This window comes from Corynebacterium sp. NML140438 (genome assembly GCF_001875725.1).
GTDB lineage: Bacteria > Actinomycetota > Actinomycetes > Mycobacteriales > Mycobacteriaceae > Corynebacterium.
The window spans coordinates 25,634-46,250 of the sequence record NZ_MLCQ01000029.1 but is presented as its reverse complement, the minus strand read 5'-3'; the positions used below and the strand labels follow the sequence as shown (position 1 = coordinate 46,250).

Here is a 20,617-nt window from a genome sequence, read left to right as displayed (position 1 = left end):
CTTCTTCTCGTATAGGACTGTAAAGGACACTTTCATCATGAGCACTACTGGTGTCACCGCCCCCAAGGGATTCAGCGCCGCCGCGACCTCGGCCGGCATCAAGGCATCCGGCAAGCCGGACATGGCCGTCGTGGTCAACGAAGGGCCAAAGCAGGCAGCCGCGGCCGTATTCACCCGCAACAAAGTTTTCGCAGCGCCGGTCAAGGTCAGCCGCGAAGTAATCAAGGGCGGCGCTATCTCCGCCGTCGTGTTTAACTCTGGCAACGCCAACGCCTGCACCGGCGCGCAGGGCCTCGAGGACGCCAAGGCGATGCAGCAGCTCACGGCCACGGGTATCGGGTCGGAGGCCTCGCAGATCGCGGTGTGCTCCACCGGCATCATCGGCGACCTGCTGCCGATGGACAAGATAGAGCACGGCATCGGGGCCCTCGTGAAGGAACTCGGCGACCATGGCGCGGACGCCGCCGTCGCCATCAAGACCACGGACACCGTGGCGAAAGAGGTCGTCGTCAATGGTGACGGTTGGACGCTCGGCGGGATGGGCAAGGGCGCGGGCATGATGGCGCCGTCGCTTGCCACCATGCTCGTGTGCATCACCACGGACGCGGACGTCGAGAGCCAAGCGCTGCAGGCTGCGCTCGACCGCGCCGTTGCCACCACCTTCAACACCCTCGATATCGACGGCTCCACCTCCACCAACGACACCGTCATCGCCATGGCCAGCTGCGCAAGCGGCGTCACCCCGACGCAAGACGAACTCGACGCCGCGATGCAAGACGCCTGCTCGCAACTCGCCGCCATGATGCAATCCGACGCCGAAGGCGTAACCAAGCGCGTGGCCATCACCGTCGAAGGCGCAGCCGACGACGTCCAGGCGCTCAACGCAGCACGAGCCATCGGGCGCGACAACCTTGTCAAGACCGCAATGTTCGGCTCCGACCCGAACTGGGGCCGCGTGCTCGCCGCCGTCGGCATGGCAGACGCCGAGATGGACGCCGAGAACATCTCAGTCACCTTCAACGGGCAGACCGTCTGCGAGCAGTCCGCGGGCGCGCCGGGCGCGCGCGATGTGGACCTAAGCGGTGCGAACATCGAGGTCGTCGTCAACCTTGGCACCGGCGGGCAGGGCAGCGCCACTGTGCGCACCACCGACCTGTCGCACGCCTACGTCGAAATCAACTCCGCATACAGCAGCTAGGAGGCATCCGTGTTAGCGAATCTCAGCAGCGAGCAGCGGGCAACCGTCCTGGCAGAGGCACTGCCATGGCTGCAGCACTACCGCGACAAAATTGTGGTGGTCAAGTACGGCGGCAACGCCATGATCGATGAAGACCTCAAAGCCGCCTTCGCTGCCGACATGGTCTTCCTACGCACCGTCGGCGCGAAACCCGTGGTCGTGCACGGCGGCGGCCCACAGATCAGCGCGATGCTCAAGCGCCTGGGCCTCGACGGTGGCGAGTTTGTCGGTGGCTTCCGCGTCACCACCCCGGAGATCCTGGACGTGGTGCGCATGGTGCTCTTCGGCCAGGTCGGGCGTGACCTGCTGGGCAAGATCAACTCCCACGGGCCCTACGCAGTGGGCACCTCCGGCGAGGACGCCGGGCTGTTCACCGCGAAGCGCCGCACCGTCGACGTCGACGGCGAAACCCGCGACATCGGGCTCGTCGGCACGATCACCGACGTGAACCCCGCCGCCGTCATGGACATCATCGAGGCAGGCCGCATCCCGGTGGTCTCCGGCATCGCGCCGGGCGAGAACGGCGAGGTGTACAACATCAACGCCGACGAGGCCGCGGGCGCACTCGCCGCGGCGATCGGCGCGGAGCGCCTCGTGGTGCTGACCAACGTGGAGGGCCTCTACACGGACTGGCCGAACAGGGACTCGTTGCTGTCGAAGATCGAGGCCGGGGACCTCGAGCAGATGCTGCCAGCACTGGACTCGGGCATGATCCCCAAGATGGAGGCGTGCCTGACCGCAGTGCAGGGAGGGGTGAGGGCCGCCCACGTCATCGACGGGCGCGTCGCGCACTCCGTGCTCCTTGAGCTGCTCACGATGGGCGGGGTGGGCACCATGGTTCTGCCAGATGATTACGACCGTTCCCAGTACCCGGACGGCACCATTTTTAGAAAGGATGACGCATGAAGGACTTCACACAGCGTTGGGCGGGCGCGCTTCTCGACAACTACCCGGTCCCACCAGTCGAGCTCGTCGAAGGTTCCGGCTCCACGGTGACTGACGCGGATGGCAAGCAGTACATCGACCTGCTGGCCGGCATCGCGGTCAACTCGCTTGGCCATGCGCATCCGGCAGTGGTTGAGGCGGTCACCAACCAGCTATCGACGCTCGGCCACGTCTCGAACCTGTTCGGCTCCGCGCCCGTGGTCAAGGTCGCCGAGGCCCTGCGGGAGCACGTTGGCGATGACACCGCCCGCGTCTACTTCTGCAACTCCGGTACCGAGGCCAACGAGGCCGCCTTCAAACTCGCGCGGCTGACCGGCCGCCGCCGTATTCTTGCAGCGCAGCACGGCTTCCACGGCCGCACCATGGGCGCACTCGCCATGACCGGCCAGCCGGACAAGCAAAAGCCCTTCGAACCCATGCCCGCAGGCGTGGAGTTCTCCCCCTACGGCGACATCGAAGCGCTCACCGCACTCGTAGAACAGAACCCTTCGGATACCGCAGCCATCATCCTGGAGCCAATCCAGGGCGAAACCGGCGTCATCCCCGCCCCGGAAGGCTTCCTCACCCAGGTGCGCGAGCTGTGCGACAAGTACGGCATCCTCTTCATCGTCGACGAGGTACAAACCGGCGTCGGCCGCACCGGCGACTTCTTCGCCTTCCAGCACGAGGGTGTGCTGCCGGACGTGATCACTATGGCCAAGGGGCTCGGCGGCGGCCTGCCTGTCGGCGCGACCATCGCGCGCGGCGAGGCCGCGAAGCTGTTCACCCCGGGTAGCCACGGCACCACGTTCGGCGGCAACCCCGTCTCCTGCGCGGCGGCCACCGCAGTGCTGGAGACGATCGACGACACCTTCCTCGCGGAGGTGCGCCACAAAGGTCAGGTGCTTTACGACGCCACCTTGGCAATCCCAGGCGTGAAGGAAGTGCGCGGGCGCGGGCTCATGCTTGGCCTGGTGCTGGAGCAGCCGGTGGCGAAGCGCGTCGTCACGCTGGGACTTGAGCATGGCGTGATCCTGAACGCGCCGGCGGATGACGTGATTCGGCTGACGCCGCCGCTGGTGATCGGCGACGACGAGATTGCGCGGGCGGTTGAGCGCCTCGCGGCCGCGATTGCGGAGGCCTCACAGTAAGCCGACAGGCTTGACGTATCGCTTTCACATGTGCTGTAATTTGGTTGTTCAATTCATTAATTGAACATTTGCTAGTGAGGTGGAGCCATCCACCCTTGCGCCTTCACATTCCTTGCTCGGAATCGGTGCAACCAAACCACAGTGAAAGTCGATACTCATGGTCTTCTCCGCGAAGAAATCCCTCCCAGCAGTAGTGCTCTGCGCCGCGATGATGTGGACAGTGACTGGATGCAGCAGTCCTGCGAACAATGAGTCTGCCTCGGAAACGAGCCAGACCGTCGCAGACGCCTCGCACGCAGTGACCATCACGGACATCACCGGGAACACGATTAAACTAGAGAAGCCACTCGAGCACGCTGCCATCCAGCTTTCTGGTTCAGGCGGGCCGCTTTTGACGATGGCGGCCCTCGACCGGGACAACTACACGTCCAAGATCGCTGCGATGGACAAGGGCCTCGAGTCCAACCGACAAGACCTGTGGGACCTTTTGCTTAAGGCGAACCCGGAGCTTGCTGATATCCCGAAGATTGGTGATGCGACGAAGGATCAGATTTCCGCCGAACAACTCCTGACGATGGGTGTCGACGGAGTCATTGCTCCGGTTCGCCAGAAAGCAAAGATGGATGTCATCGCTGAACAGACTGGCATCCCGGTAATCTACATCGATTACCACAGCCAAAAGCTGGACAACCATATTCAGTCCACCAAGATCATCGCTGAAGCCACCGGGCTGACGAAGAACGTCGACGAGATCACGAAGTTCTACGAAGACGTCGTCGGCGACATCGAGGAGCGCGCTTCGAAGCTGGACCGCTCTACCTCGGTGTACTTTGAAACCAGCTCGAGCGGTCCGACCGAGTTCGGCAACACCTACGGTGCTGACATTATGTGGGGCGCCATCCTGGACGCCGTCGGGGCAGACAACATCGCGACGCATTTCATGGCTCCCAACGATGCGGAAGCGCTCTCTGCAGAGCAGGTCTTGGTCAGCAACCCGGACAAAATTATCTTTGCGGGTTCCCTCTGGGCCAACCAGCCGGACTCCGTCAAGATGGGCTTTTCGGTATCGAAGGACGAAGCGCTTGCTTCGCTCAAGCCCTACCGTGAGCGCGAAGGCTGGGACAAGCTCACCGCTATCCAGAACAACGAGCTGTACGCGATTGGTCACCCAATGACCCGTGAAATGCTGGACTTCTACTCCTACGCGCAGCTAGCCAAGCTCTTCCACCCGGAGGAGTTCGCGGACCTGGATCCGGAGGCGCTGATCAAGGAGTACTTCGAAAAGTACATGCCGATCCCATACGAAGGAACCTGGTTCGTCAAGTATGAGTAAGGCAACAACAAAAAGCCTCCCGAAAGGACTACTGATCGCGTTTGCCATTTTGGCGGTCGTGGTCCTTTTCGTGGTGGATCTGTGCGTCGGCCCCGCTAACATCAAGCTCTCAAACTTCTCCACCGTGTTAGACCCTGACTCGGTTGAGCACGTTGCGTTCTTCCGCATGCGCATGCCAGCTGCCCTCATGGCAGTAGGGGTGGGGATGAGCCTGGGGTTGGCGGGTGCCGTGATGCAGACGATCCTGAATAACCCGCTCGCCAGCCCGTTCACGCTTGGCGTGTCCTCGGCGGCGAGCCTCGGCGCAGCCATCGTCTTTGTGACGGCGCTGCCGATGGTCTTCGTAACCGGCGGAGCGCTGCTGCTCGCGCTGGTCTCCGTGCTGATTATCTTCGCGGTGGGCAAATACATCGAGATGAGCAACTCATCACTCGTGCTTGCGGGCATCGCGCTGAACTTCCTTTTCGACGCGTTCCTGTCCCTGATCCAGTACCGTGCATCCGAGGAAAGCTTGTCGTACATCGTATTCTGGACGATGGGCGGGCTAACCCGCGCCTCCTACCCCCAGGCGTGGATCCTGCTCTCGACGTTCGTCGTTGTGTTCGCGGTGCTGCTTCGCAACGCCTGGAACCTGACCGCCCTGAAATTCGGCGAAGCACGCGCGGAAGCACTCGGCGTCAACGTAGGACGAGTGAAGATCCTTTCCCTGATCCTCGCTTCTATCCTTACTGCGCTTGCGGTGAGTTTCTGCGGAAAGATCGGGTTCATTGGGCTGGCCGCGCCGCATCTGGCACGCCGCCTGGTTTCCGAGGACCAGCGTTTCTACCTGACAAGCTCCGCCATCCTCGGCGCAATGATTCTGCTTGTCTCTTCAATCCTTTCCAAGCTGATTGTTCCGGGCGTGGTGGTGCCCATCGGCATCATCAGCTCGATCATCGGTATCCCGTTCCTGGTCTACGCGCTTACCAGCCAGCGCCGTCAAAGGACGGTGTAGCGCATGATTACAGTCAACAACTTCTCCTTTAATTACGGCGACCGCCAGATCATCGACTCCATCAGTTTCCAGGCGAAACCCGGTGAGGTCACCGTGTTGATGGGACGTAACGGCGCGGGCAAGACCACGCTAATGACGTCGATAGCCCGCTCAGGCAAGCCTGGCCGCGGCAAGACAATCACCGGCGAGGTTACAACCACCGGCAACACTTCCTACCTGAACCAGCACACCGAAGGGAACCTGCCCTTCACCGTGTTTGAAACGGTGATGATCGGAAAAGTAGCCAAGCTCGGGATCCGCACTACCCAAGAAGACATTGACGATGTCAACGAGGTGCTCGACATGCTTGAGCTGCAGCCCCTGCGCGACGTCGCCATCCGCAACCTGTCCGGTGGCCAACGCCAAAAAGTCTTCATCGGGCAGGCCATGGTGAAACGGCCAGACATCCTGCTTTTCGACGAACCCACGTCCGCACTCGACATCGAAAACCAGTACAGAATCCTGCACCAAATCAAGGCGCTCACGGTTGAACGAAACATCACGACGGTAGTAAGCCTGCACCAAATCGACCTGATCGAGCGCTTCGCGGACCACATCATCGTGCTCCACGAAGGCAAGATCTACGCCGAAGGCTCACCCGCCGAGGTGTTTACGAAGCAGACATTCCGTGACGTCTACTCCGTCGAGGCGATTCTGGCGGGAGTCAAGGACCGAATCCTCTTCGGGTTCGACCTCCTCGACCACCCGAAAATCCCCGGCGAGCACTCACCAACCTCCATCCATTAGTCCCGGTGGCGGGTAAGCTTCAGCGCCCGCTGCTGGTCCAGCACCTCGAAGTAGGGCAGCGGATCGATGTCGAGCGCCTCCACGTAGTCCGTCAACATGTCACGCACCACGCTGTGCAGGTTCTCAACGTCCCACGGCTTGGCAATGTAGTAATCCAGGTTCGCTTCGTTGACCGCGTGCACGGTGTCCTTGAGCTGCGCCTGCCCGGTAACCAGCACCTTGCGGGTCGCTGCGGTGCGCGGGTCCTGCGCCATCTGCACCAAAAACTCCACGCCGGTGGTGCCTGGCATGCGGTGGTCACACAGCGCGAGCGCGAGGAGATCGCCGTCGTCGCTGAGCTCGTCGATCACTTCCCAGGCCTCGTTGGCGCTGGAGGCCACCTCCAAGCGGACGGTGTCCGCGAAAGGGAGGAGGTCGCGCTCAAGGGCGGCGCGCACTTCGGCTTCATCTTCAAGAATCAGAATGGTGAGGTTCATGGTGTCTCCTTGGTCCGTTGATACGTAGGCGAACGCTGGCTGTGGTGCCCCGCGGGGAGGACCCCAGCGCGATGGTTCCGTGGTGCTTATTGATGATGCTTCGGCACACGCTCAGGCCGATCCCCATCCCGAAGCGCACTTGGCCGTTTTTCGTGGTGAAGCGGGGTTCGAAGAGCTGCTCGAGGCGCTCGCCGGGGATGCCGGGGCCGTCGTCGATAATGTCGACTTCGACCCAGCCCGGCTCGGGCGCACTCGTGCGGATCGTGATTGTGCCGCCAACGCCCGTGTCCTGCATTGCTTCGGCGGCGTTGGTCAGCAGGTTCGTCCATACCTGGGCCAGCTGGCCCGGCATGCACGTAATGTTGGGCAGCTCCGCGTAATCGCGAATGACCTTAACGTGGTCGAGCCGGTGCGAGATGAGTCGCAGCGTGTCGTCGATACCCTCGTGGATGTTCACGTCGGTGACGGGGTCACCGTCCGGGCGCGCATACGAGCGCAGCGAGGCGACGAGTTCCGTAATACGGGTCGCCGCGGTGGAGAGATTACGCACCCCAGTGCCGATCGCCGCGGCACGCTCAATGGTTTCGAAGTCGAGCCTGCGGGAGCGAGCCACCTGCCTGGCAAAGGCGGCGTCGTGAAGCCCGGCGAGCACCCAGCGTTGCGCGAGCGCGCGGTCACCGATGATCTCCGTGAGCTCACGCCGCAACCTGCGTGCCTCCTTCGTACTCACCGAGGGAGCTAGTTTCGCCTGCTCAAGGGCTTTCAGGACGCCCTCGCGCCACTTCCGGTTCGGGCTCGAAGCCAGCAGCGTATCGACGTCCTCTCCGAGATGCGCCGCCGTTCGCTCAATCGCGGCCATCGGGTTGTTCAACTCGTGGGCAACCCCCGCCGCCAGCTCGCCGAGGGAGGCGAACCGGGCCTGGCTCATCAACTCGCGGCGGGCCTCCTCCAGATTGCGCAGGGCGGTACTCAGCCGCGCCCGCTCCTGCTCGAGCTCCACGGTCATCTCGTGCTGGTGCACCTGGCTGTTCTCAGAGCGGCGCAGGCGCCGGTCGTAGGAACGCACCAGCAACACGGCGAGCATGCGGTCCAGGCCGGGGGCGATGTCGAGCAGGTAGTTGAGCTGGTCCATCGGCAGCTGCACCGCGGTGACCTCTGTGGTAGTCCGCGCCGTGAAGAAGCCGATGCGCGTGCCCGCCAGCGCCAACAACCCGATGACCAGGCCCGTCGAGCCGCGGTGCATCGTGATGTCGCCTGCGTCCGTGTTGCGCTGCAGCACCACCTCGCCCGAGATGGTCAAGATGACCTCCTCGACCTCCTTGCCCTCCGTAGTCAGGTTCACCCCGGGAGGAAACACCAGACGCGGCTGGCGCCCAAGGTGGCGGTCGGCTGCATCAATAATGCGCCCGACAATCTCCTCGTTTGTCAGTTCCACATCCAGCGCTGGCGCGGCCGGCTGATCGTACTGGGCCGCGAGCTCGGGGCTGTCGTGGTAGCGCGACGCCCAGTAGCGCGTCAGCTGCTGCTGCAGGTTCCGGGCCAGCGCCTCCTCGTGGATCTCCGGGGTGTACACCAGCATGTCTAGCCTGCCCAGCTCGCTGAGTCGGTCCAGTCCCGACACCGAAGGCGCGGTGGTCAGGACGATGATGCGGGTGTGCTCGTAGTGGGCGTCGTCAAGAAAGTCGACGAGTGGGTGATCCTTGGTCAGCCCATGCTCGTGCACCGTCACAGTGATGAGCGCGAGGTCGTCGGTGCGCGGCACGTCCGTCAGCGACGGGAACGTGAGCACCGTGTGCGTGTCGCCGAACGCGTCGCGCACGATGCTCTGGACGGTGCGCGACGCCTCCGACGCACCGATGACCGCGATTTTCGAGTGAGGAATCATCTACAGCAGCCCCATCAGCGTCCACACCGACGGCATCACGAAGATCAGTAGCAGCGTTGCCACCGTGCCCATCACCAGGCCGACCTGTGCCATCTGCGGAATCGTGATTTCCTTCGTGGCGTACGCAATCGCGTTCGGTGGGGTAGAGATCGGCAGCGACATACCCAACGAGCAAGCAATCGCCACAATGACAGCGATGAGCATTGGGCTCGGCTCCGAAAGGGTGACAGCGAGCGACACCGCAAGTGGTACCAGCAGGTTCGCCGCCGCCGAGTGGGAGATGACGTTCGCCATGGCGAACCCGATCAGGCCCAGCAGCGCCAGGATCATCATCGGGCCGAGCACCTTCCAATCCACCGAGCCTACCAACCAGTCATCCAGGCCCGTCGCGCCCACGCCCGTGCCCAGTGCAATACCGCCGGAAACCAGCCACAACACCGGCCAGTCCAGCGCCTGGACGTCTTTGCCCTTCATCACCTTCAGGCTCAACAGCGCAACAACAGGGAAGAACCCAACGATGTTCGAAGAGACCCCGTGCAGCGGCTCGCTCATCCACAGGACGATCGTCAGCCCCGCGACTGCGTAAAACAGCTTCGCGTTCGTCGACGTATCCCAGGACGCATCCATCTCAATCGAGATCCGCGTCTCCGAAGGGATGAACGCGAAGCAGAGGAACAGCCAAGCAAACACCAGTACAACCAGCATGAACGGGACGGCCAGCAGCATCCACTCCAGGAATGACACCTTGATGCCGTACTCCGCCAGCGCGCCAATCGCGATCGCGTTCGGTGGTGTCCCGACCGGCGTACCGATGCCACCTACGTTCGCCGCCAGCGGAATCGATAAGGCGACACCTGCGCGGATCTTTCCCGGCGGCAGCGTGCGCAGAATCGGGATGACCACCGCGAACATCGTGGCGGTCGTCGCCGTATTCGACATGAACATGCTGAGCACCGCGGTGATGAGCATCAGCCCCAGCACCGTGAGCCGCGCCTTATCCGGGAAGGGCCGCAGCATGATCGCTGCCAAGTTCTTGTCCAGCCCGAACTTTTCAGCGCCATGCGCAATCATGAACCCGCCCAAGAACAGGATGATGACGGGGTTCGCCAGCGCTGCAAAATAGTCGGACGCGGGCAGCACCGTCTCCTGCAGCGCCTCCACGCCACCCGTCGGGTCGGCGATCGCCCCTTTCGAGAGCAGGATGACCTCGAGGAAGATCACCAGCACTGCGGTCGCGGTCAGCGGAATCGGCTCCAGGATCCAGAAGACAATCGCCAGGAGGAAAATAGCAAGCATCCGTTGGCCTGGCGCTTCAAGTCCGGGAATGTTGAAAAGGAAGGGGAGTGCGAAGAGCACCACGCCAAGAATCAGGCCCGCCCACTGCTTCTTCGAAAGTGTCGGGGTGCGCTGCTGGAGCGCCGGTGGTGGAATCGTTCCATGCTGTACAGCCATACCTTTGTATCTTAATCGTATGACCAGGGAATTTGGGAGGTTAGAATAATAAGAATGAAACACTCAAAGTTCTTCGCCGCAGCCCTCGCCGCGACCTGCTTATCGACGGCCACTTCGTGCACCACCCAACCCCTCCCATTCGAGCAACACCCCACCGCACCGGCTTCGCAGGAAGCCTCATCTGAGTCCGAGTCCGATCCGGGCGTGATGGACGAGCCTTCCTTCGAGGACGCCATCATTGCCATCTGGGCGAAGACGGATGAGATGCGTGGCATTGGCGTTCCCGAGTCCGAGATCGAGGACTTGCAGGCCCGCACCGACAAGCGCGACGAGTCGATGGGGAAGCGCGCAATGTTTTACGTCACCGAGGCTGACAAGCTCAGCGAACAGTATGCGTCAGTGACTGAAAACGGTTCTTAAGCCCAGAGCGGTCCGGTGCGCGTGTGGTAGCCGGAAGGCTCCACGTGCACGATCGTTTCCGATTCACCGATGACCGCAGTGATGCCATCCTCGATGGCGTCGGCGTGCTCGTGGGAGTACGCCACAGTCCAGCCGCCGGGAACTTGCACGACGAGGCTGATCAGTCGATCGCGGCCAAACGCAGCCGTGCGCACCGACGTGAACTCGACGTCGTGCTCGGCAGCGTAGCTATCGAGGAAACCGTGGAGCTTCTCCAGCTCGTCTTGCGGTAGCGCTTCCGAGAGCAGGCCCAGGATGGCGCCTTTGAGGAGGCAGTAGCCGGTGAAGAGGACATTGCAGCCGACGCACAGTGCGATGATCGGGTCGAGCAACTGCCAGCCGGTAATCCAGACCGCCACGATGCCGACGATCACGCCAACCGTGGTCCACACATCAGTGAGGAGGTGGTGGCCGTCGGCATCCAGTGTTGACGAACGGTACTTCTTACCGGCCTTCACTAGCACAACACCGACTACGAGGTTTAATACAGTCGCAGCAACAGAGAACGCCAGGCCGATGCCGATCTGCTCAACCGGCTGAGGATGAATAATGCGTTGCACGGACGTGTAGATGATCGCGACGGACGCCACCAGAATCAGCGAGCCCTCCACCTGCGCGGAGAAATACTCGGCCTTCGCGTGGCCAAAGTTGTGGTTCTCATCCGCGGGCTTCGCGGAAAGCTTCAGCGCCCACAGGCCGACGAGGGCAGCAACCAGGTTAATCACGGACTCGATGGCGTCGGAGAGGAAACCGACTGAACCCGTCACTCCAGCCGCCGCCATCTTCAGTGCAATGGTGAGGATGGACGCGGCAACCGAGAGCCACATAAACCTTTCGAGGAGCCGCTGCTCTTGTTTGCGCTCGGCGTTAATCTCCGACAAAGGCATGACTGCTGTTCGCCTCCCTATATCTGACCTGCAATATGGTAACAGTGCAATCGGGGTATGGGGCGTTATACAAGGCGAACGGGGAAAGATTGAAAGTTGGACCTTAGAAATTTGCAAGGAAACTTTTGAATGTTGATTTATAAAATAATGAAGTTGCAACAGTATGTGATTCAATCGAACAATCGAATACTGGATATTCAATAAGGGGGTAGAAGGTTCCGATTTCTGACCCAATTTTTTGGGACATCTTTGGGAAATGTGCAGATGGCAGTACGTTTGTACCGTTTAGGCGCACCCGATAACGGGGGTATTCGAAATGTATAAAAATATGAATGGAGCTTTTATAAAGTCGCTCGGAAAGGGGTTATATATGCCGTGGAATGCAAGGTATGCAGATAGGTCCTTAAGAAATTCTAAAATGTTGTCGGGAATGTATTGTGTTTGGCATGTCAAATACTTCTAGCGCCACTACGGCAGCGGACATCAAGGGTCCGCCAATCAAACCAGTGAGCCACGGCAAGGCAGTGTTGTTCCTTGCTCTTGGTACAGCATTCCTTGCCGGTACCCCGTTGTGGGTAAAGGCCACGAACATGGATCCCGCCACGCAGGCCTTCCTGCGCGTCGTGATCGGCTGCATTGTTCTGATCCCGTTCGGTGTTATGGAAATCCGCAAGAAGGCGTCGCTGAGCAAGAAGGGCATCATGCTCTCCATTGCCTCCGGCCTCTTCCTGGGCGTGGACTTCACGTGCTGGAACTACTCCATTTTCTACGTAGGCGCCGGCATTGCCGCAATTCTGCTGAACCTGCAGGTCATCATCGTGCCGATGCTTACGGCAGTCTTTGATAAGTACAAGATTCCGCCGGTCTTCCTGATCCTTGTCCCGATCATGGCCGTCGGTGTGATGCTGACCGGTGGCGTCTTCGAGGCCTCTGAGGCCTCTGGTGGACCGGAGTCCATCTACGGCATTAAGACTGCAACCCTGGGTACCATCTTCGGCCTGACCTCGGGCGTATGCTACTCGTTCTACCTGTACCTCTCCCGTAAGGCTGGTACCTCCGCACGCAAGGACCTTTACGTCCAGCCGATGATGTACACGATGATGGCTCAGGCAGTTCCGCCAACAATCGTGGCATTCTTCATCTCGCCACGTAAGGGATTCGACTTTGTCAACGGTGTTCTGATCGACGGCCAGCTCCCGCTGGTTGATCCTGAGCACACCGTCGGTGACGCTCTGACAACTTGGAACTGGTTCAACCTGCTCTGCTTGGCTATCCTTGGCCAGGCGCTGGCATGGACCTTCGTCCAGTACGGTACGGTCTGGCTCGACCCGACCCTGTCGGCAGGCATCCTGCTGCTCTCGCCGGTGACCTCCGTTATCATTGCGGCTCCACTGTTCGGTGAGATTCCATCCGCCCTGCAGATCGTCGGTATCTTCCTGATTTTGGGTACAGTGGCATACCAGAATGGACTGTTCTCAATGTTTACAAAATCAAAGATGAAAACCGACCATGAGAATCCGGACCACTCGCTCGATGAGCAACTCATCAGAGAGGGATTAGCGCCCGGGCACTCACCGGAAGAAGCCTCGGATAACCCGAAGAAGCATCACCATCACCACTAATTCGGGGTAGGTTCGGGGCGAACCGAAAAATTTCACACAATTAGTGAAACCGCACCCCGTCTGTTCCGAAAGGTACAGGCGGGGCGTCGGCAAATAATCGAATATCAATCGTCAACGAGCAAGGAGAAGAAATGAAGCTGACCCAGCGCGAACAGGAAAAGCTGCTCATCGTGGTTGCTGCTGATGTGGCACGCCGCCGCAAGGAGCGCGGCGTGAAGTTGAACTACCCAGAGTCGGTAGCCCTCATCACGGATTACCTCATGGAAGGTGCCCGCGACGGCAAGACGGTAGCGCAGCTGATGTCCGAGGGCATCCAGGTACTTACCCGTGACGACGTCATGGAAGGCGTTCCGGAGATGATCTCTGACGTCCAGGTTGAGGCAACCTTCCCTGACGGCACCAAGCTTGTCACTGTCCACAACCCAATCCGATAAAAGGAGACTATCCATGATTCCAGGCGAGTACTTCATCACTGAAGGCAAGGTCATCCTGAACGAAGGCAGCGAGTCGATCACGCTTGAGGTGAAGAACACCGGCGACCGTCCGGTCCAGGTCGGTTCCCACTTCCACTTCGCTGAGGCAAACAGCGCCCTCGAGTTCGACCGTGAAGCTGCGATGGGCAAGCGCCTCGACATCCCGTCGGGTACCGCAGCCCGTCTCGAGCCAGGCGATTCCCGCACTGTTGAACTGATCGACTTCGGCGGCAAGCGCGAAGTTCACGGCTTCAACGGCCAGGTCAACGGCCCAGTCAAGTAAACGGAATACGAAAGCTTTAAGGAAGGGAACAAAATGGCATATGAGATCGATAGGCGTCAGTACGCCGAGCTTTACGGCCCACACACCGGTGACGGCGTCCGCCTCGCGGACACCTCACTGATCGCACGCGTTGAGAAGAACCTGCTGAAGCCAGGCGAAGAGGTCAACTTCGGTGGCGGCAAGGTTATCCGCGACGGCATGGGCCAGAACTCCCGCGTTACCGGCGAGGAACTGATTCCGGACCTCGTTATCACGGGCCCGATCATTATTGACTACACCGGTATCTACGTTGCTGACATCGGCATCAAGGACGGCAAGATCCTCAAGATCGGCCGCGCTGGTAACCCGGACATCCAGGACGGCATCGACATCGTTGTGGGCGTCGCTACCGAGGTCATCGGTGGCGAGGGCAAGATCGTTACCGCCGGGGCAGTGGATACCCACATCCACTTCATTTCCCCAGACCAGGTCATGGCTGCCCTGGACAACGGCACCACCACCCTTATCGGTGGCGGCGTTGGCCCGGTTGATTCCACCAACGCAACGACGGTCTCCGCGGGCCCGACCAACATCAAGCACATGATCGAGGCTTCCGTTGACTTCCCGGTCAATGTTGGCTTCCTGGGCAAGGGCCACGCATCCGCGCTGAACCCACTGCGTGAGCAGATCAAGGCCGGCGCAATCGGCCTGAAGATTCACGAGGACTGGGGTGCGACCGCGAACACCATCGACAACGCGCTCACGGTCGCGGACGAGATGGACGTCCAGATCGCAATCCACACCGATACCCTCAACGAGGGTGGTTTCGTGGACAACACCGCCAAGGCAATCGACGGCCGCGTCATCCACACCTTCCACACCGAGGGCGCTGGTGGCGGTCACGCGCCGGACATCATCGAGCTGGCTGGTCACTCCAACGTGCTACCGGCGTCGACCAACCCGACGCTGCCGTACACCCACAACACGCTGGAAGAGCACCTTGACATGATTATGGTCTGCCACCACCTGAACCCGGATCTTCCGGAGGACGTGGCGTTCGCAGACTCCCGCATCCGCAAAGAGACCATCGCGGCGGAGGACGTCCTGCACGACATGGGCATTCTCTCCATCACCTCCTCCGACTCCCAGGCAATGGGCCGCGTCGGCGAGGTTGTGCTGCGCACCTGGCAGGTCGCTGACCGCATGAAGCAGCAGCGTGGTCCGCTCGAGGGTGACTCCGAGGGCAACGACAACGAGCGCATCAAGCGTTACGTGTCCAAGTACACCATCAACCCGGCTATTGCTCACGGTATCGCGCACGCAGTCGGTTCCGTTGAAGAAGGCAAGATTGCTGACCTGGTGGTCTGGGAGCCAGCACACTTCGGTGTCAAGCCGCTGCTCGTGCTTAAGTCCGGCTACGTCGCACGCGCAGAGATGGGTGACTCCAACGCATCCATCCCGACGCCACAGCCACGCACGATGCGTTACTCCTACGCAGCGTACGGCGATGCAGTCCGCCGCACCAGCGTTACCTTCCTGCCGACGGCCGCATTCGAGGCCGGCGTGCCGGACCAGCTGAACACAAACCGCCGGTTCGTCGAGGCCAAGGGCATCCGCAACCTCTCCAAGGCAGACATGAAGTACAACTCCGAGACGCCTGACATCAAGGTCGATCCGGAGACCTACGTACTGACCGTCAACGGTGAGGAAATCCACTCCGAGCCAGCTGAAGAATTGGCTATGGCACAGCGCTACTTCTTGTTCTAAGGTGGACACGTAGCAGAGGCGAGCGGGGGCAGCAGATGCTGCCTCTGCTCGCTTTTTAATTTCTGCGGCAAAATCTAATGAAAGGTACTTATCACAAAATGATCGTTACTGAGATTCTCGGCAACGTGAATACCACCGAGGGTATTGATACATCGAACTGCGATTACGTCGTGTTCGACAACGAATCCCGCGTCAAGCGCATTCAGCGCGTCACCACCGAGCACGGCACCGAACTCGGTATCCGTCTCAACAGCGACTTCCGCGAGTTCGTCGACGGCGATATTCTTGCCCGCGAGGGGGACACGCTGGTCGTCGCAAAGATCGCGGCTTCCGACGTCCTTGTGATCGAACCGGCGACTATCCGCGAGGCCCTCGAGGTCGCTCACGCGCTCGGGAACCGTCACCTCCAGGCGCAGTTCTTCGCCGCTGGTGAGAACGCGTTCGATAAGGACGTGATGGTCGTTCGCTACGACCACACGGTGGAGCACCACATCCAGCACACTGGTGTGTCCTACCACCGCGGTGAATACGTGATGCCAAAGGCGTTCCGTCATGCAGAGCACACCCACTAATCGCAGTCAGCTCGTCGTCTGGCACCTCACCGACTCCGCACTGCCAACTGGTGGCTTCGCGCACTCCGCGGGCATGGAAACGTACCTGCAGCGCGATATCATCCACGACGCCGACACGTTCGCGACATGGCTACGTGGCTACCTGTACCAGGCCACATTTAATGATGCCCTGGCGGCTCGGTTCGCGATCGAGCTGCAGCAGTCTGGCCTGTCGGAGGTGGAGCGCGTCGAAAAGCTCGCTGAGCTCGATGCCCTGGTGCACGCAACACAGACACCGAAGGAGCTGCGTGCTGCGATGCAGTCGATGGGGCGGCGTATGTCGAAGGTCGCCAAGATTGTCGACGCCAGCGACGCGCTCGTCACCGAGTACGACCGCGGGCTTGCTGCCCGTGAGTACAAGGGCAACCCCGGCATCGCGTTCGGACTGGTGCTCGGCGCAGCTGGTGTGGAGGAGTACACCGCCGTTGAGGCGTACCTGATGCAGCTTGCGACCTCGATGGTGCAGAACGCCATCCGTGCGATCCCGCTCGGTCAGGACGCTGGGCAGCGACTGCTCGTCGGAGTGTATGACTGGGTATCGCGCTACGCTGCGGTGACCATGGAGCACACCATCCACGACTTGGGTGTGGCGGCGCCGGATATGGAAATTGCGCAGATGCAGCACGAGTTCCTGCATTCGCGAATGTTTATGTCTTAAACCTTGGAAGGAATGTTGAATTATGTCAGTTATTAAGATCGGTGTCGGTGGCCCTGTTGGCTCCGGCAAGACACAGCTCATCGAGCGTATTACGCGCGCGCTTGATGGAGAGATCTCCATGGCCGCGATTACCAACGATATTTACACCACCGAGGACGCGCGCATCCTCGCCCGCGACGGCGTGCTGCCAGAGGACCGCATCATCGGCGTAGAGACCGGTGGCTGCCCGCACACCGCTATTCGTGAAGACACCTCGATGAACGAGGCCGCCTACGAGGAGCTGCTGAACCGTCACCCGGACCTGGAGCTGGTGTTCATGGAGTCCGGCGGCGATAACCTGTCCGCAACGTTCTCCCCGGAGCTCGTCGATTTCTCGATTTACATCATCGACGTGGCTCAGGGCGAGAAGATCCCGCGCAAGGCAGGCCAGGGCATGATCAAGTCCGACCTGTTCGTGATCAACAAGACGGACCTTGCGCCGTACGTCGGTGCTGACCTGCAGGTCATGGCGGATGACTCGAAGAAGTTCCGCGGTGACAAGCCGTTCGTGCTGACCAACCTCAAGACCGACGAAGGCCTTGACCAGGTCATCGAGTGGATTCGTCGAGATGTGCTCATGCAGGATCTCGACACCAAGGCGTAGCTTGATGTGGGGCGAGTCACGCGCGGTGTTCACCCACGAACCGCCGCATGAGGAAACTGGTGTACTGGAGCTCGGTATCGGCATTGGCGGTACCAAGTCGGTAGCGAAACGGCAGTACCACGAGGGTGCGTTCAAGATCATCCGCCCGCACTACCTGGATGACTCCGGGCAGGTCTACTACACCATCGCGAACCCCGGCGGGGGCTACGTCGGTGGCGACGTGTACCGGATGGACGTCGAAGTAGAACCGGATGCCTCCGTACTCCTGACGGACCAGTCCGCAGCGAAGGTGTACCGCACGCCGAACGACTACGTCGTGCAGAACGTGGAGTTCACCCTGCACGGCAACGCTGTGATGGAGTACATCCCGGACCAGCTGATCTTGTACCGTGACGCGGACTTCCGTCAGCAGATCACCGTCAATATGGACGCGGAATCACAGCTGTTCATGTCGGATATCGTCACACCGGGCTGGTCCCCGGACGGCCGTATGTTCTTGTATGAGCAGGCGCACCTGCGCAACGTTGTGCGCGTCGACGGCAAGCTCGCCGTCGTGGATAACGTGCGCATTGAGCCGACGAAGGAACTCTTCAACGACGTGAAGGGGTCCTTCCTGGGCCAGCACACCCACTTCGCGACGGCCATCTGCATCGACCCGAACATGACTCCAAAGCTCCTGGAGAAGGTGAGGGACGCTGTGCGCAACTCCCTGGAAGGCGAGGGCACCGCGAGCGCCTCGGTCACAGAGACCGAAGTGCCAGGCTTCGTGCTTCGCGGTGTTGCTGACTGGACGGAGGACCTGATGCGCATCATCAAGGCGGCAGCGAACGTGGTTCGTGCCGAGACGCGCGGCCAGGGGCCGATCGACCTGCGCCAGTACTAGTTACTGGTTATCGGCAGAATCCGGGCCATGTCCATGATCGTGGGCATGGCCCGCACCTATCCAGTGCAACAGCTCATGGATGTCATCGTTTGCGATGGCGTAGTAGATGCTGCGACCGTCGCGCTTCGAGGACACCGTGCCGTTGTTCTCCATCGCGCGCAACGCGGCGGAAGCAGTCGCGATGCGCAGCCCTGTGCCCTCGGCAAGCTCGGTCACGGTCAGTTTATGCTGGCCAGCGTGGTGAATCGCAGCGAGCAGTGTCAACCGGGTCTGGTCCCCGAGGATCTTGAAAATCCCGGTCCAATGGGGGAAATCTACTGACTGAGCCACTACTGAAACCTTTCTGGAATCTTGTTCACTACACCGGATGGGAAATGTGGAGTACCGGGATGTCCTGGTTATCTCGGTCTAGGTTACCGCTCACTCCGAAAACATTCTCAAGGACTGCTGGAGTAAGAACGTCGTCTGGCGCGCCGTTGCCCTTGAGCTGCTTGTCGTGCAGCAGCAAGAGGCGGTCGCAGTAGCGCGCGGCGAGCGCCAGGTCGTGGATCGCCAGCACGATGACCGTGTTGTGCTCACGGGACAAGTGGCGAAGCATGTTCATCAGCTTGTACTGGTGATGCAAGTCGAGGTGGTTCGTGGGCTCGTCCAAGAGCATCACCTTCGAACGCTGCGCCATCGCGCGTGCCACCATAGCTCGCTGGATCTGGCCGCCGGACAGTTCCGACATTTTGTGGTCCACGATGCCCTCGAGGTCCGCGTGCCGCAGCGCGTGGAGGATGATTTCCTCGTCCTCCGGTTGGGCCTGCGCGAACGGTCCGCGGCCAGCGCTGCGTCCGAGTTGGATCACCTCGCGCACGGTGAGCGGGATCTTGTCGCCGGAGTGCTGCGCCACGTAAGACAGCACGTGGACGCGCTCGGTGCGAGGGTAGTCGCGCAGCGGCTTGCCGTCGAACAGCACATCGCCTGTGAATGGGTGCACCCCGGCGATGGATTTGAGCAACGTCGACTTGCCGCAGCCGTTCGGGCCCACGAGCCCGATGACGGACGGGGCGTCGAGTTCGAACGAGATGCCGCTCAGGATGGTCGTACCGGGGAAGCCCGTTTCAAGGTTCTTGACTTCTAACATCAGTGCTTCCTCCGCAGGATCAAGAAGAACGCAGGGACGCCGATGAGCGCGGTGATCACGCCGACAGGCAGTTCCTGCGGGGCGAACAACGCGCGAGCGATGGCGTCGGCACCCACAAGCGTGATCGCGCCGACCACCGCGGAAATCGGGATCAAGCTCGCGTGCCGCGGGCCGGAAATCATACGCACAGCGTGCGGAACAATCAGGCCCACAAACCCGATCGCGCCGACGGACGCGACCGTAGCCGCCGTCATGAGCGACACCGCCACCAACACCGCGTAGCGCAACGCCACAACCGGAATGCCCATCGTGGACGCCGTCGCATCACCGAGGGAGAGCGCATCTAGGTAGCGCGACATCATCCACAACGCCACCGTGCCGAGCGTGCCGACGATGAACACCGCGATCACGGTGTACCAACGCGCGGCGCTGAGCACGCCGAGCAGCCAGAACATGATGCCGCGGGTCGACTCGGCGTTCCCGGACGCGGTAACAATCAGCGAGGTCAACGACTGGAACAGGAACCCAATCAGCACACCGGTGAGCACCACACGTGCGGCGTCGGCGGCGCTATTGCGCAGCAGCAGCATCAACATGCCGAAGGACACGAGCGCACCTACTGCGGCACCGGCGATGATGCCGTACTGCCAGGTAGAGAACAGGATCGCCACGACAGCGCCCGTCGACGCACCCGAAGAAATGCCCAGCAGGTACGGCTCGGCGAGGTCGTTGTGGGTAATCGCCTGCATCGCCACACCGGACACCGCGAGGATCGCGCCGACCATCGCAGCCATCAGGATGCGGGGGATGCGAAGCTCGGTCAGGATGGACATGCGCAGCGGGGAAGGGGCGGGCAACGCCGGATCAAAAATCCCACGCAGCTCAGTAAAGCTCAGGGAGCTTGAGCCAATCGGAATAGAACAAACCATCGCGAGTACTAGCAGTACTAACGCGATGGCTGAGACAGTGACGGTCTTCTTCACAG

22 protein-coding genes are annotated in these 20,617 nt (G+C 61.0%); 15 read left to right on the top strand and 7 right to left on the bottom strand.

The annotated features are described in order from the left end of the window. The first annotated feature begins 37 nt into the window (after positions 1–37). From argJ to BJP08_RS08725, 6 genes are all read left to right on the top strand, one after another. Positions 38–1,198 carry a bifunctional glutamate N-acetyltransferase/amino-acid acetyltransferase ArgJ gene (gene argJ / locus BJP08_RS08750; protein WP_071569237.1) on the top strand — a complete coding sequence of 387 codons (1,161 nt, stop codon included), beginning with the start codon at positions 38–40 and terminating at the stop codon, positions 1,196–1,198. 9 nt (positions 1,199–1,207) lie between these two features. After that, positions 1,208–2,143 carry an acetylglutamate kinase gene (argB, locus tag BJP08_RS08745; protein WP_071569236.1) on the top strand — a complete coding sequence of 312 codons (936 nt, stop codon included), beginning with the start codon at positions 1,208–1,210 and terminating at the stop codon, positions 2,141–2,143. After that, positions 2,140–3,312: an acetylornithine transaminase gene (locus BJP08_RS08740; RefSeq protein WP_071569235.1), complete on the top strand. Its 1,173-nt coding sequence runs from the start codon at positions 2,140–2,142 to the stop codon at positions 3,310–3,312. Before argB ends, BJP08_RS08740 begins: the two co-directional genes overlap by 4 nt. A 157-nt stretch (positions 3,313–3,469) precedes the next feature. Then, positions 3,470–4,645, top strand: a complete 1,176-nt coding sequence (locus tag BJP08_RS08735; RefSeq protein ID WP_071569234.1) for an ABC transporter substrate-binding protein — start codon at positions 3,470–3,472, stop codon at positions 4,643–4,645. After that, positions 4,638–5,639, top strand: coding sequence for an iron ABC transporter permease (locus BJP08_RS08730; RefSeq protein WP_071569232.1), 1,002 nt, complete (start codon positions 4,638–4,640; stop codon positions 5,637–5,639). Before BJP08_RS08735 ends, BJP08_RS08730 begins: the two co-directional genes overlap by 8 nt. A gap of 3 nt (positions 5,640–5,642) precedes the next feature. Next, entirely contained in the window at positions 5,643–6,425 is a 783-nt protein-coding gene (locus BJP08_RS08725) for an ABC transporter ATP-binding protein (protein WP_071569231.1), read from the top strand. On the opposite strand, the gene BJP08_RS08720 is transcribed toward BJP08_RS08725, so the two are convergent. The 3 genes from BJP08_RS08720 to BJP08_RS08710 are packed head-to-tail and all read right to left on the bottom strand — an operon-like array spanning position 6,422 to position 10,238. After that, positions 6,422–6,901: a response regulator gene (locus BJP08_RS08720; RefSeq protein ID WP_071569230.1), complete on the bottom strand. Its 480-nt coding sequence runs from the start codon at positions 6,899–6,901 to the stop codon at positions 6,422–6,424. The genes BJP08_RS08725 and BJP08_RS08720 overlap by 4 nt on opposite strands. Then, positions 6,876–8,786 carry a sensor histidine kinase gene (locus BJP08_RS08715; RefSeq protein WP_218160228.1) on the bottom strand — a complete coding sequence of 637 codons (1,911 nt, stop codon included), beginning with the start codon at positions 8,784–8,786 and terminating at the stop codon, positions 6,876–6,878. Before BJP08_RS08715 ends, BJP08_RS08720 begins: the two co-directional genes overlap by 26 nt. Continuing rightward, positions 8,787–10,238, bottom strand: a complete 1,452-nt coding sequence (locus tag BJP08_RS08710; RefSeq protein WP_071569229.1) for a DASS family sodium-coupled anion symporter — start codon at positions 10,236–10,238, stop codon at positions 8,787–8,789. Positions 10,239–10,292: 54 nt separating this feature from the next. Here BJP08_RS08710 and BJP08_RS08705 point away from each other — a divergent pair, with 54 nt between their 5' ends. After that, positions 10,293–10,658: a hypothetical protein gene (locus BJP08_RS08705; RefSeq protein WP_071569228.1), complete on the top strand. Its 366-nt coding sequence runs from the start codon at positions 10,293–10,295 to the stop codon at positions 10,656–10,658. On the opposite strand, the gene BJP08_RS08700 is transcribed toward BJP08_RS08705, so the two are convergent. Beyond that, positions 10,655–11,584: a cation diffusion facilitator family transporter gene (locus BJP08_RS08700; RefSeq protein WP_071569226.1), complete on the bottom strand. Its 930-nt coding sequence runs from the start codon at positions 11,582–11,584 to the stop codon at positions 10,655–10,657. The genes BJP08_RS08705 and BJP08_RS08700 overlap by 4 nt on opposite strands. A 446-nt stretch (positions 11,585–12,030) precedes the next feature. On the opposite strand from BJP08_RS08700, the gene BJP08_RS08695 reads away from it, so the two are divergent. The 8 genes from BJP08_RS08695 (at position 12,031) to BJP08_RS08660 (ending at position 18,503) form a co-directional block, all read left to right on the top strand. Beyond that, positions 12,031–13,206, top strand: coding sequence for a DMT family transporter (locus BJP08_RS08695; protein WP_071569225.1), 1,176 nt, complete (start codon positions 12,031–12,033; stop codon positions 13,204–13,206). Between the two features lie 131 nt (positions 13,207–13,337). Beyond that, the gene (locus tag BJP08_RS08690; RefSeq protein WP_070362895.1) at positions 13,338–13,640 is read left to right on the top strand and encodes an urease subunit gamma; all 303 of its coding nucleotides are present in this window, start codon (positions 13,338–13,340) and stop codon (positions 13,638–13,640) included. A gap of 13 nt (positions 13,641–13,653) precedes the next feature. Beyond that, a complete protein-coding gene (locus BJP08_RS08685; RefSeq protein ID WP_071569224.1) occupies positions 13,654–13,962 on the top strand; it encodes an urease subunit beta in 309 nt (102 codons plus the stop codon). Between the two features lie 33 nt (positions 13,963–13,995). Beyond that, complete coding sequence (gene ureC, locus BJP08_RS08680) at positions 13,996–15,708, top strand: urease subunit alpha (RefSeq protein ID WP_071569223.1); 1,713 nt, start codon at positions 13,996–13,998, stop codon at positions 15,706–15,708. A 98-nt stretch (positions 15,709–15,806) separates the two neighbouring features. Beyond that, positions 15,807–16,280, top strand: a complete 474-nt coding sequence (locus BJP08_RS08675) for an urease accessory protein UreE (RefSeq protein ID WP_071569221.1) — start codon at positions 15,807–15,809, stop codon at positions 16,278–16,280. Then, positions 16,261–16,977, top strand: coding sequence for an urease accessory protein UreF (locus BJP08_RS08670; RefSeq protein WP_071569220.1), 717 nt, complete (start codon positions 16,261–16,263; stop codon positions 16,975–16,977). The genes BJP08_RS08675 and BJP08_RS08670 overlap by 20 nt, the downstream gene beginning before the upstream one ends. Before the next feature lie 22 nt (positions 16,978–16,999). Further along, positions 17,000–17,620 (top strand): urease accessory protein UreG, encoded by a 621-nt coding sequence (gene ureG, locus BJP08_RS08665; RefSeq protein WP_071569219.1) that lies wholly within the window; start codon positions 17,000–17,002, stop codon positions 17,618–17,620. A gap of 4 nt (positions 17,621–17,624) precedes the next feature. Continuing rightward, positions 17,625–18,503, top strand: coding sequence for an urease accessory protein UreD (locus BJP08_RS08660; RefSeq protein WP_071569218.1), 879 nt, complete (start codon positions 17,625–17,627; stop codon positions 18,501–18,503). Here BJP08_RS08660 and BJP08_RS08655 read toward each other — a convergent pair whose 3' ends face one another. From BJP08_RS08655 to BJP08_RS08645, 3 genes are read right to left on the bottom strand one after another with little or no spacing between them, the layout of a single operon-like run. Next, positions 18,504–18,833 (bottom strand): helix-turn-helix transcriptional regulator, encoded by a 330-nt coding sequence (locus tag BJP08_RS08655; protein WP_070975990.1) that lies wholly within the window; start codon positions 18,831–18,833, stop codon positions 18,504–18,506. 28 nt (positions 18,834–18,861) lie between these two features. After that, positions 18,862–19,632: an ABC transporter ATP-binding protein gene (locus tag BJP08_RS08650; RefSeq protein WP_070975992.1), complete on the bottom strand. Its 771-nt coding sequence runs from the start codon at positions 19,630–19,632 to the stop codon at positions 18,862–18,864. Then, on the bottom strand, positions 19,632–20,615 hold the full coding sequence (locus tag BJP08_RS08645; RefSeq protein ID WP_071569217.1) for an iron ABC transporter permease: 984 nt from the start codon (positions 20,613–20,615) through the stop codon (positions 19,632–19,634). Before BJP08_RS08645 ends, BJP08_RS08650 begins: the two co-directional genes overlap by 1 nt. Between the last annotated feature and the right edge of the window lie 2 nt (positions 20,616–20,617).